The following is an 11974-nucleotide window of genomic DNA, read 5'->3' as shown; positions in this document are numbered from 1 at the left end:
TGTGTCGTGGAGCCTTCCGGTCTTCGCTTCCGTTGTGAGCTTGGGTTTCGTTGCCACCCTCATGATGGCTGCTCCCACACCCGCGAGCGTCGTTTCCGCGGCTCCTGCACCGGTCAGCTCGATCGAGCGCGCTGAAGTGCAATCGCTCACCGTGGCTGAGGGATTCGTCAATGAAGTATCGCGCGACAAGCTCGCCATCAAAGAAATTGTCGTTGAACCGGTTCTTCCGGCTGCACCTGTTGCTCCTGCAGCAGGAACCCCTGACCCGGGCACTGCGCAGGCGATCGCTCAGTCGATGCTTACTGCTCGCGGCCTCGGCGCCGGGGAATACAGTTGCCTCGTGAGCCTGTGGAACCGCGAATCGGGCTGGAACGTCTACGCGCAGAACCCATCGAGTGGTGCTTACGGCATCCCGCAGTCCTTGCCGGGCAGCAAGATGGCCACGGCTGGCGCCGACTGGGCCACCAACCCTGCCACTCAGATCTCGTGGGGCCTCAGCTACATTGAAGGCCGCTACGGCACTCCCTGCGGTGCGTGGGCTCACTCAGAGTCCAACGGCTGGTACTAGACCGCTTCGCGTCACCGCATAAGCTTGAGCTATGCCTCGTTCCAATCGTCCCCGCGGGCGACGTCGCCCCGATGATGATGAGAGCAATGACCTGAGCCATGTGCTCTTTGGTTCGCGCCGCACTGAGATCAAACGAGACGGTGCGTGGAACGTTCAACCGGTTTCGCCCACGAACGCCGTCAAGAACTACGCGTGTCCCGGATGCTCGCAGACCATCTCTCAGGGCACTGCCCACACGGTGACGTGGCGAGCTGACGGAATCATGGGCGAAGCCGACGACTTGGCAGCGCGCCGCCATTGGCACCAGCACTGCTGGAAGATCAGATTGTGAGTGACACCCGATGAGCGACATTTCCTCCAACGACGAGACAGCCATGCAGCCGGAAGCCGAGCCCATTCGTGGCGCTACAGAGTTGCCCGCGGTTCGGGAGAACATCGAACTGCACACGGATGACGGTCTCACCCTGGTGGGAGAGCTATCGCTTCCCGAATCTGGCCACATTGCCGCGACGTTGGTCACTCTGCACCCGCTGCCGACCGCTGGCGGCTTTATGGACTCCCACATCATTCGCAAGGCTGCAGCACGACTGCCGGCGCTAGCGGATGTCGCTGTACTCCGGTTCAACTTTCGCGGAGTCACCTCACCGCGCGGTACCTCTGAGGGCTCATTCGGCGAGGGCACACTTGAGGAACTCGATCTCGCAGCCGCCATGGATTTCGTGCGCGAGCGCGAGTTGCCCAACGTGTGGCTTCTGGGGTGGTCGTTCGGCACGGAGGTCACCCTCAAGTACGGTCTGCAGCATCCGATCACGGGGGCGATTTTGCTGTCACCGCCGCTTCATCGTGCGACGGCGGATGATGTTGCTGCCTGGGCCGGCAATGATCGTCGGCTCGTTGCGGTAATCCCCGAACTCGATGACTACCTGCGCCCTGCCGAAGCCGCCGAAAGATTCTCTTCGGTGCCTGAACTCGAGTTTGTTGCTGTTGAGGGCGGAAAGCACTTGTGGGTGGGGGAGGCCCAGACCTATCGAGTGCTCACTGAAGTCGTGGAGCGACTTAACCCTGTTGTACTGCCGTTGCCCCGCACGTGGCCACCGGAGTCGCCCTCAGTCGTTTAGAGGTCCGCCTGTCGCGGAATGATCACCTGTTGCACGACGATGAGAATCGCGGCGGCAACAGGGATGGCGATGAGTGCGCCCAGAATGCCGAGCAGCGTTCCGCCGGCGAGTGCCGCGATCACAACGAGGGCGCCGGGAATCTTGACGGCCTTGTTCATGATTCGAGGGTTGAGAACGTACGCCTCGAGCTGCATGTAGACGAGGTAGTAGATTCCCACGGCTATAACGCTCGGTGAACCGTTGAAGAGAAGCACGAGCAGCGTGATCACGATGGAACCGCTGAGGGTTCCGACGAGCGGAATCAGCGATCCCATGAAGGCGATGAAGGCCAGTAGTGCAGAGTACTTCACGGGTAAGCCGAAGGCCGGGAAAATCAGGGCGAGAACAATAAACGAGAGCACGCCGTTCACCAAGGCCAGCGAGCCCTGACCAATGACATAGCGGCCGACAGCAGCGCTGACTTGTTCAGCAAGGTCTATGAACTTGGCCCGCTTGGTGGCGGGGACGAGCTGGTAGATGCCCGACTTGATCCCGTTGAGTGATGACACAAAGTAGATCGTGAGAATCAGCACGATGATCGCGCCGGTGATCCCGGTGGCGATTCCAATGCCCACGGCGAATACTCCGCCACCGATGGTTGTGACGTCGAGATCGGCGGCCCACTCGTTGAAGCCATCGAGCAGGTCTTGAACGCCAAGCCACGGTAGTGCGGTCTCGACGTTTTCGCGCACGGTGCCGTCAAAGAACGCCGTGACGAGTCGAGGCGTGGCTTGAACGGCGTTTCGTACCTGTTCAGCGATGACGGGCACGATGGCAAAGATCAAGCCCGTAAAGACTCCGAGAACGCCCGCGAGTACCGTGAGGATTGCTGTCCACCGCGGAAACTTCTTGGTTTCGAGCCACGTGACCACGGGATCCAGTCCGAGAGCAAGGAACAGCGCTGCTCCCACATACGTGAGAATCGTGGCGAGCGAAATGACGGTCTGACCGATTCCGACCGCGACGAGAACCCCCAGGCCGCCAAGCAAACCAAGGCGGAACGGATTGAGGATCTTCATTGCGTGGCTCCATTCAGCCTGACCAACAAGTGTCAGGCTGAGCGCAATTCTAGAGGTCGCGCAGGCAGTTGCTAGTTAACTTCCTCGGCTTGGTTGAGAACTCCACGAAGGTTTTCGAAGTATCCCGCAACGGTTTCGCGCTCAGCCTTGATCTTCGTGAGACGGTCTTCAGCGTCGCTGACCAGTTCGCGCGAGCGCTTCTCGGCCTCGTCGACAGTAGCCTTGGCACGCTGTTCGGCATCGGAGAGTTCTTCGGCAGCACGAGCGGAAGCATCCGCGAGTACTGCTTTCGCCTCGGCCTGCGACGACTTGGTGAGCTCTTCGGCTTCGTGGCGCTTCGCATTTGCTTCGCGCACGGCTTCGGCCAGCTGGGCCTGAGCTTCCTCGAGGTAGTTGTGCGTTTGAGCGGTCGCTTCCTTGTGCTGCGCCAAGAATTCTTTCTCGGCATCATCGCGACGCACGGCGAGCTCTTGCTCGAGGGAAATGCGAGCTTCTTCTGCTTCCCGCTCGATCGTGGTGCGGGTTTCTTCAAGCTGGTGCTTGATCGTTGCCCTCGTTGATTCAACTTCGTTCGCTAGCTCAGCACGCTGACGCGCAATGTCGCGCTCGAGATCAGCGGTTTGCTTTTCCACATCGTGGGCGAGCGTCGCGCGAGTCTCGCTAACGTAGCTATCGAGTTCGGTGCGCTTGCTGTCGATATCGGCATCCAGATCGGCGTGACGGCGTGCCATCTCTTCTTCGAGCGCGGCTGTGGCGGATGCAATCTCGGCCTCGAGCTCGTTGCGACGCGTGCTCATTTCGGCTTCGAACTCGGCACGGGCTGTCGTGCTCTCGTGCTCGAATGCGGCGCGGGCGGTGTTGATTTCCTCTTCGAGGCCGGCCTGAGTCGTCTCCACGTCACTCTCGAGCGCTGCGCGCGTGCTTGAGACCTCTTTCGCCAACGCCTTCTTGGTGGAACTGACCTCGCGGTCAAGCGCCTTCTTCTGCGCGGCAACATCTGCCGCGAGTTCGCTTCGCGTGTCCTTGACGTGCGCTTCGAGCTCGGCACGAGTGGTCGTTACTTCGTCGTTGAGCGCGGCCTTGGCCGTGGCAACCTCATTCTCAAGCTCGGAGCGTGTGGTCGTAACCTCTTGCTCCAACGAAGCCTTCGTGACCTTGACCTCTTGTTCTAGGGCAGTCTTGGTCGTCGTCACTTCCTGCTCGAGGGCAGCCTGAGTGCTCGTAACTTCATGCTCGAGAGCAGCCTTCGTCGTGGCAACTTCGTCCTCGAGCTCAGCACGCGTGCTCGTCACGTCATGTTCGAGCGCCTGACGCGCTTCACGTTCTTCGGCCTCCCAGATCTCGCGGGCTTCAGAAAGCTCGGAATCGAGGGCGGCCCGGGTTGTCGTGACGGTCTTCTCGAGTTCAGCGAGAGTGTTTGCGGCTTCGGTCGCGGCGGCGTTGCGGGTGGCTTCGGCTTCCGCTTCGAGCGCGGCGTAGCCGGCATCCAGATCTGCCTTGAGCTTGGCCTGGGCAGCTTTGGTCTCGTTGGCGAGCTTCGCGTGACCGGCTGCGGTTTCGTTGGCGAGCTTCGTGTGCGCTGCCTTCGTCTCGTTGGCGAGCTTCTCCCGAGCCGTCGTTGTCTCGGCTTCGAGTTCAGCGCGCGCCGTCTCAATCTCGCGAGCGAGATCGGTGCGGGCCTGCTCAATGTCGCGCTCAAGGTTTTCGCGCTGCTTGGTGTTCTCTGCCTCGAACGTGGCGCGACCGAGTTCGGCGTCCCGAGCGAGGGATTCTGCTGCCTCGCGTGCTTCGGCTACTTCGGCTGCGGTGCTGGCGCGCAGCTCGGCCATTGCTCGTTCGGTTTCGGCACGCAGGGCTGCGGCTTCTCGCTTAGCGGAGGTGCGGGCATCCGCAGCTTCGGTGGCGACGGCGCCACGGATCGTTGCTGCTTCTCGTGAGGCATCGCCGACGAGCTGTGACGCCTCGTCCTTGGCACGTGCCACCAGCGAGTCTGCTTCGGCGCGCGACGACTTGGCGAGTGCTGCGGCGTCGCTCTGGGCATCGTTGAGAATGCGTTCGGCTTCACTCGCGGTCTCGTTGCGCAGCGCGGTGGTCTCGGCCTGAACCGCCTTGCGCATCTTCTCAGCGTCGATGTCTGCCTGGCTGATGAGCTGAGTCGAGTGCTCTTCGGCAACGCGAAGCATGCTCTCGAGCTTGGAGCCGAGCCCGCTGTACGTGGGGCTGCCTGATTCATCAAGCTCAGCCTGAAGATCTTCGTTAACGGCGAGGAGTCGCTTTACTTCCTTCGTGGAAGCGGTGCGGTCTGCTTTGGCGGCAACAAGTTCACGACGAAGCTCGCCGATGAGCTTGTCGACTTCGTCCTTCTTGTAACCGCGCATCTCTGTGCCGAAATCGGTATCGTTCGCGGCCAAGATTTCTCCTCGATGTCAGCGGAATGAACCCTCTGAGTTTAGTGGGGCAAAGAGGCCTCCTGTCATTTTGGTCTCATCCCCAAAAGTGGGCATTCAACGTTCTCCCAGAAATTTCCCAGAAGAGTAACTAGGTGGCGCCAAGGCGATCGGCTATTCTTGAACGTCTTTGTTGTTGCCTACCCGAATGGATGGGGCCCTTACCTCCAGACCAGCGGAGGTTTTGCCAGCGTGGCAAGGGTTGTCTTTCCGTGAGTCATCTTGGGCAACACGAAAGGAGAGATAGTGAGATTCGTTCTCGCCATAGTGAGTTTCATGCTCGCAGCCGTCATGATCGGCTACGGCATTGCACAGCAAACAATACTCGCGACCCCGGATGAGGTTTCAGTCTCAACGGAGACTGACGGCACTGCGCCCCTCACCGTGATCAGCGGCGAGGCGTTTAACACGTACTCGGGCAACCAGACCATCCGTATCGAGGGCCCGCGCCGGATCGTGGCCGCCTACGGCCGCTCGACCGACGTGATCGCCTGGGTCGGCGACGCCAGCTACAACATGGTCACGGTCGACCCGGAAACGGGCGATCTCGTCTCCGAGACCATCACGGGCACCGAACAAGAGGTTCCCGACCCCTATAACTCCGACCTCTGGCTTGAGAACTACGAAGCCGAAGGCGAACTTGCTCTCACTGTGAAGATTCCACGTGATGTGTCGTTCATCTTGGCATCGGATGGAGTCGACCCGGCACCCAACGCCGTCTCACTGTCGTGGCCACTCGATAACAGCACGCCGTGGGCCGGAACGCTCATTCTTGGTGGTGCTGCCGTGCTGCTGATCGGGCTCATCTTCTTGATGTGGGCTGTGCACCACATGCGTCGTGCCGGCGGACCTCGCCGCAAGCCGCAAAAGATGCCCAAGGTTCCTAAGAAGCCTCGCTACAAGCCTTCGAAGCGCTGCGCTAAGGCAAGCGACGCACCCTCGCTCCGCACGAGCGTTCGCGTTGCAGTGCCGACCGTTCTGGTCAGCGCGCTCATTTTGAGCGGCTGCACCGCATCCACCGCTCCGAACTCCGCCACAGATCAGAGTGATCCCACGCCGACCCCAACCTCAACGTCAGAGGGCAGCACGGTCACAGCCCCCGCGGTCGCGGTTCGCCAAATCGAGAAGATCGTCGCTCAGATCAGTGCCGTTTCTCAAGAAGCTGATGAGGAGCGCGACTCAGACTTGCTTGAGACTCGGTTCTCTGACGCGGCGCTCGAGTACCGTCTCGCGAACTACAAGATGCGCAAGGCCGACGACTCGATCGCTCTGCCGGTTGCGATCCCCGATGGTCCGGTGCAACTGACGTTGCCGCAGCAGACCGAGACGTGGCCGCGAACGGTGTTCACGATCATCCTCGATGAGACCGACTCCACCGTCGCGCCGATCGCTCTGTTCCTTGAGCAAGAGACCCCGCGCGATAACTACAAGGTCAGCTATGCCATGAACTTGGAGCCCTCCGTGGTGTTCCCGGATGTCGCCGCAGCGAGCGTCGGAACCTCGCGTCTGCCCGCCGACAGCGGACTTCTGCGTTCGTCGCCGACCGAAGTTGCCCTCGACTACGCCGAAATCCTCGAACAGGATGTCGACAGCGACTCCTACCTCGACTTCGAGGCGGAAGGCGACAGCTTGCGCGTGAGCGTTGGCCTAGCCGTCAAGAACAAAGAGAAGGCGGAGCTCTCCAGCACCGCCACTCTGACTTACGGTCACGAACTCGGGTCTGCCGACCCTATCGCGATGGCCACGATTGACGCTGGCGCGATTGTGGCGGTGCATCTCTACGAGACCAAGGTCGCAGCGCCGAAGGAGGAAGGCTCTGCCGTCACCTTCAGTGGGCAGACAAAGGCTCTGTCGGGAATCTCGATTACCGAAGAGGGCATTAAATCCACCTACGGCGATCAGCTACTCTTTTATGTCCCCGCAGCGGGCAGTGGCGAGAAAATCGTTCTGCTCGGCTACACCCAAGGACTCGTTGCAGCATCGGAGTTGAAATGACAAACGCCCCCCTGAACGCCGCTAGTCTTCGCGGAGCGGTCGACCTTTCATCGCTCGTTCGACAGCACAACACGCCCGCTCCCGCGGCTGGCGCTCCTGGCGCGGCTGGTGCCCCGCCTGCGGGCGAGACGCCTGCGCCGAGCGGATACGCCACGAGTGCGAATGATGCGTCGTTCGCTCAAGTGCTTGAACTCTCCAACACGGTGCCGGTCATCGTTGAGTTCTTCGGCCAGGGGATCGAAGCGTCGCTCGAACCGACAATTGCCCAGTACAAAGGGCGCTTCGCTCTGGTTGTCGTGGATGCCACGAGCAACCCCCAGCTCGTGCAGGCGTTCCAAGTGCAAGAGGTTCCGACTGTTGCTGCCGTTATTGGCGGGCGCCCCGTGCAGTTGTTCAGCGGCATCATGCCCGAGAACGACCTCAAGGAAGTTCTCGAACAGGTGTTGCAGCTCGCTGCCGAAAACAAGGTAACGGGCACGCTGCCGGCTGCTGATGAGGCAGCCGAGGGCGAGGCCTCGGAACCGGTTGAAGAGCCGCTTCCGCCCCTGCACCAAGAAGCTTTCGATGCAATTTCTGCGGGCGACTTCGCGAAAGCGATCGAGGCCTACAAGACCGCGATTACTCAGAATCCTCGCGACCAGCAAGCCGTCGCCGGCCTTGCTCAGGTCTCGCTGTTGGCTCGGCTTGAAGGCCACACCGCTGACTCGGTACGCAGTGCTGCAGCGCAGGCGCCGACTGATGTTGAGGCGCAGCTTGCTGTTGCTGACCTTGATGTTTCCGGTGGTCACCTAGGTGACGCTTTCGATCGTCTTCTCGAACTTTTCCCGACGGCAGACTCCGATGGCAAGAGCGCGATTCGCACTCGCTTGCTCGACTACTTCGAGATTGCAGGAGCCGAAGACCCTCGCGTGGCCGATGCTCGTCGCCGACTGACGCTGCTGCTCTACTAGTCGCGCGCAATCGCGCCGACGTGAGCGTCGGTGGCGCGAAGAAGATCTGCGGGTGAAAGCTCGATGTCGAACCCGCGTTTTCCGCCGCTGACGAACACGGTGTCGAAGAGTTCGACGGTCTCATCGATCACGGTTTTGTGGGCAAGTTTTTGTCCGATCGGACTGATGCCGCCCAGCACATAGCCGGTACGGCGCTGGGCGAGCGCAGGGTCAGCCATTGTCGCTTTCTTGCCGCCGAGGGCGGACGCCAGTGCTTTGAGGTCGAGCTTTCCTGACACGGGAACGACGGCGACGACCATGTCGTCATCCACCATCGTCATCAGAGTCTTGAAGACCTGTTCAGGAGCAATTCCCAGCACCGTTGCGGCCTCGACGCCGTAATCCTGGTTGCTGGCGTCGTGCTCGTAAGGGTGCGCGGTGAATGTGATGCCCAGCGAATCGAGTGCGACGGTCGCGGGGGTTCCGAGCGCCATCAGCGGTAGTCCGTGCGGTAGCGAGTGAGGGCCGGGTCGAAGCAGCAGTGCATGCGATCTAGAGTAATGACACACAGTCATCCATGCGGATGTTGTGGGGGAGTAGCGGAGTTACGGTGACCATTTATCTCGATCATGCGGCAACAACGCCGATGCGCCCTGCCGTCGTGCAAGCCTTCGCGGCGGCGCTGCCGGTTGTCGGTAACCCCTCGTCGATTCACTCTCAGGGCCAAGCGGCCAAGCGAATGCTGGAGGAAGCCCGCGAGATTGTCGCTGCGAGTGTGGGTGCAGACTCCGTCGAAGTCACTTTTACCTCGGGCGGCACCGAGGCTATCAACCTCGCGCTCAAGGGCCTGTACTGGGCGCGAAACTCGGGCCCCGTCGAACGTCGGCGAGTGCTTGTGGCTCAGGCAGAACATCACGCCACGATTGACGCGGTCGACTGGATGCAGGCCCACGAAGGCGCCGAACTCGACTGGATTCCCGTCGACGCTTTCGGCCGCATCGATGTCGACTATGTGCGCGCTGCGCTCGCCGACGATGTTGCGCTGGTCTCGATGCTTTGGGCCAATAACGAAGTCGGCACCCTGCAGCCGGTGACCGAAATTGCTGCCCTCGCGGCCGCTCACGGAGTACCGGTTCATGTGGATGCCGTGTCTGCCCTCGGCTACGTTCCCATTGATTTTCATGCGGCCGGTGTCGCCGCGCTCAGCGTTTCGGCACACAAGATCGGCGGCCCTGTCGGTGTTGGCGCTCTCGTAATCGCGCGCTCCGCATCCGTCACTCCGCTGATTCACGGCGGTAGCCAGCAGCGTGCCCGCTCCGGAACGATGGATGCGCCTGGCGCTGTTGCCTTCGCGGCGGCCGCCCGTGAAGCCACTGCCGACTTGGCTGAGCAAGCGGCACGACTCACTGTCTTGCGCGATTCGCTCATTGCGGGGGTGCGGGCTGCTGTTCCTGAAGCCGTTTTGCGCGGCGACCCGAACGATCGCTTGCCGGGAAATGCCCACTTCACATTCTCTGGTTGTGAAGGTGACTCGCTGCTCTTCTTATTGGATGTTGCGGGCTTCAGCGTTTCGACCGGCTCGGCTTGTCAGGCGGGCGTGCCCGAAGCGAGCCACGTGTTGCTCGCGATGGGTCTCGACGAACCTACGGCGCGCGGAGCGCTGCGCATCTCGCTGGGGGAGTCCACCACCACCGACGAGGTGGAGCAGTTCGTTGCGGCGCTTCCCCGCGCTGTAGACCAGGCGCGCAGCGCTGGCTACTCCGACCGGATGACGGTGCTGGGGCGCGGCTAAGCCGCAGCCGCGCCGGAGGATTGACTCAGCACATCCGTACCTGTAAGTTTTTTATAACAGGTGAAAGGGATGGCGGTGAATTCAGAAGAGCTCGGAGCGTGGTTGGCCGCCGTGGCGAACCCGCAGCGCATGCGTATTCTCGCCGAGTTGTCGAGCGGCCAACAGCACGTGAGCGAGCTCGCCCGCCGCGTCGGAATGTCTCGCGCCCTTCTCTACATGCACCTCGCCAAACTCGAAGAAGCTGGGTTCGTCGCCGGGCATCACGAACTCAGCGATGACGGTAAAGCCCTCAAGCTCTTCGAAGTCGTTCCGTTTCGCGTGACCGTTACCCCGGCACTGCTCGCTCGCGCAGTGGCGCAGTCGGCCAAAGACGAGGCGGCCGCAAGCGACAGCGTGGGTGCGAATGACGGCGCCGCGGCACAAGCGGATGACGGCTCGTGAACCTGGCCACGGCATCCTCAGGAATCGTTTAGTAGCAACTCTCACAAAGGAAAATAATGGAAGTCTTGTATAGCCTCTGGTTTTGGGTAGGTATCGTCGCCGTTGTGGGCATCATTGCCGGCGTCATTCACAACTCCACCAATAAGAAAGCTGAAACAGCGAAGTACGTTGCGGATGCTCAAGCCGGTGGTGACTATCGTGCGCTCGCCGATCAGAGCCTCGAAGCCAACCGCGCGCTGCTTCAGCGATTGGATGTTGTGGAGCAGCGACTCGCGAGCATCGAGAAAACTCTCACCGACATCCCGCAGTAGGTCTCGGCTGCGCCCGGCGGCTGAACGTGCCCACCCGGAACTTGCCCAGTAGCACGTCTCGTACACTGGACTCATGAAGGTTTTAGCGGCAATGAGTGGCGGAGTGGACTCCGCCGTAGCTGCCGCGCGCGCCGTAGAGGCTGGGCACGAGGTTGTTGGGGTGCATTTGGCGCTGAGCCGGCAACCCGGAACCCTGCGCACGGGCGCTCGCGGTTGCTGCACGATTGAAGATTCGATGGATGCCCAGCGGGCCGCCAACATCATCGGGATCCCGTACTACGTGTGGGACTTTTCCGAGCGCTTCAAGCTCGATGTCGTCGACGATTTCATCGCCGAGTATTCCGCCGGTCGCACCCCGAACCCCTGCATGCGCTGCAACGAGCGCATCAAGTTCGCTGCCCTTCTCGAGAAGGCCGTGGCGCTCGGATTCGATGCCGTGGCAACCGGTCACTACGCCAACATCATCGAAGATGAGAACGGCAACCGCGAGCTGCATCGCGCTGCGGCCTGGGCCAAGGACCAGTCCTACGTTCTCGGTGTACTCACTACCGAACAGCTGGCCCACAGCATGTTCCCGCTCGGCGCTACGCCGTCCAAGGCAGAGATTCGCGCGGAAGCGGCTGAGCGCGGCTTCTCGGTAGCGAACAAGCCTGACTCCCACGACATTTGCTTCATCCCCGACGGCAACACTCGCGGCTGGCTCGCCGACAAGGTTGGCGCGGAGCAGGGCGAAATCCTCGACCGCAACGGTGATGTTCTCGGTAAGCACGAGGGTGCTTTGGCCTTCACAATCGGCCAGCGTAAGGGCCTCAACGTCGGCTACCCCACGGATGACGGCAAGCCCCGTTTCGTACTCGAGATCCGCCCCAAGACCAATCAGGTTGTAGTCGGACCGCGCGAAGCTCTCGCGCTCTCGCAGGTCGCTGGCACTAAGTTCTCGTGGGCGGGGCTCGACCCGCAAGCATCCGGTCTCATCTCCGAACCGGGGGAGAGCTTCGAATGCCACGTACAGGTGCGCGCTCACTCTGACCCGATGCCTGCGGTTGCGCGCATCGCCCCGTCGACAGAGGGCGCTGACGACGTCGGCGACGCCACCGGGCCTGAGCTGATTATCACACCCCACGAACCGCTCAATGGTGTCTCACCCGGCCAGACCGCCGTGGTTTACGTCGGAACCCGCGTTTTGGGGCAGTGCACAATCGCGCGCACCGTCTCTGCGGTTCCTGCTGGCGTCTAGCCCGTCGCAGGCACGCACGAACGTACGAACGCACGAACGCACGTACGCTCTCTCGCACTAGCGTGAGCCACGCTCGAC

At 61.5% G+C, this 11974-nt stretch carries 12 protein-coding genes; 9 read left to right on the top strand and 3 right to left on the bottom strand.

Annotated elements, in window-relative coordinates; all coding sequences use genetic code 11:
• Position 1 precedes the first annotated feature (1 nt).
• The 3 genes from ACWTV1_RS03275 to ACWTV1_RS03265 are packed head-to-tail and all read left to right on the top strand — an operon-like array spanning position 2 to position 1686.
• The gene (locus tag ACWTV1_RS03275) at positions 2–568 is read left to right on the top strand and encodes an aggregation-promoting factor C-terminal-like domain-containing protein (RefSeq protein ID WP_341619595.1); all 567 of its coding nucleotides are present in this window, start codon (positions 2–4) and stop codon (positions 566–568) included.
• A gap of 31 nt (positions 569–599) precedes the next feature.
• A complete protein-coding gene (locus ACWTV1_RS03270) occupies positions 600–899 on the top strand; it encodes an Rv1322 family protein (protein WP_498504103.1) in 300 nt (99 codons plus the stop codon).
• A 10-nt stretch (positions 900–909) separates the two neighbouring features.
• Complete coding sequence (locus ACWTV1_RS03265) at positions 910–1686, top strand: alpha/beta hydrolase (protein ID WP_498504102.1); 777 nt, start codon at positions 910–912, stop codon at positions 1684–1686.
• Here the strand turns inward: ACWTV1_RS03265 and ACWTV1_RS03260 are convergent.
• A complete protein-coding gene (locus tag ACWTV1_RS03260) occupies positions 1683–2744 on the bottom strand; it encodes an AI-2E family transporter (protein WP_498504101.1) in 1062 nt (353 codons plus the stop codon). The genes ACWTV1_RS03265 and ACWTV1_RS03260 overlap by 4 nt on opposite strands.
• 71 nt (positions 2745–2815) lie before the next feature.
• Positions 2816–5155, bottom strand: coding sequence for a hypothetical protein (locus ACWTV1_RS03255; protein ID WP_498504100.1), 2340 nt, complete (start codon positions 5153–5155; stop codon positions 2816–2818).
• A 282-nt stretch (positions 5156–5437) separates the two neighbouring features.
• On the opposite strand from ACWTV1_RS03255, the gene ACWTV1_RS03250 reads away from it, so the two are divergent.
• Both ACWTV1_RS03250 and ACWTV1_RS03245 read left to right on the top strand, forming a co-directional pair.
• Positions 5438–7186, top strand: a complete 1749-nt coding sequence (locus tag ACWTV1_RS03250; RefSeq protein ID WP_498504099.1) for a DUF8094 domain-containing protein — start codon at positions 5438–5440, stop codon at positions 7184–7186.
• Entirely contained in the window at positions 7183–8136 is a 954-nt protein-coding gene (locus ACWTV1_RS03245; protein ID WP_498504098.1) for a tetratricopeptide repeat protein, read from the top strand. The genes ACWTV1_RS03250 and ACWTV1_RS03245 overlap by 4 nt, the downstream gene beginning before the upstream one ends.
• Here the strand turns inward: ACWTV1_RS03245 and ybaK are convergent.
• Positions 8133–8609 (bottom strand): Cys-tRNA(Pro) deacylase, encoded by a 477-nt coding sequence (gene ybaK / locus ACWTV1_RS03240; protein WP_498504097.1) that lies wholly within the window; start codon positions 8607–8609, stop codon positions 8133–8135. The genes ACWTV1_RS03245 and ybaK overlap by 4 nt on opposite strands.
• Positions 8610–8725: 116 nt before the next feature.
• Here ybaK and ACWTV1_RS03235 point away from each other — a divergent pair, with 116 nt between their 5' ends.
• The 4 genes from ACWTV1_RS03235 (at position 8726) to mnmA (ending at position 11896) form a co-directional block, all read left to right on the top strand.
• On the top strand, positions 8726–9907 hold the full coding sequence (locus ACWTV1_RS03235) for a cysteine desulfurase family protein (protein ID WP_498504096.1): 1182 nt from the start codon (positions 8726–8728) through the stop codon (positions 9905–9907).
• Between the two features lie 69 nt (positions 9908–9976).
• Complete coding sequence (locus ACWTV1_RS03230; RefSeq protein ID WP_498504095.1) at positions 9977–10348, top strand: ArsR/SmtB family transcription factor; 372 nt, start codon at positions 9977–9979, stop codon at positions 10346–10348.
• 56 nt (positions 10349–10404) lie between these two features.
• Entirely contained in the window at positions 10405–10659 is a 255-nt protein-coding gene (locus ACWTV1_RS03225) for a hypothetical protein (protein WP_498504094.1), read from the top strand.
• Between the two features lie 73 nt (positions 10660–10732).
• Positions 10733–11896, top strand: a complete 1164-nt coding sequence (gene mnmA / locus ACWTV1_RS03220) for a tRNA 2-thiouridine(34) synthase MnmA (protein ID WP_498504093.1) — start codon at positions 10733–10735, stop codon at positions 11894–11896.
• The last annotated feature ends 78 nt before the right edge of the window (positions 11897–11974 follow it).

The organism is Salinibacterium sp. VpJ6, assembly GCF_059767345.1.
The sequence above is the reverse complement of the archived record's forward strand: the minus strand, read 5'-3'. Positions and strand labels throughout refer to the sequence as shown.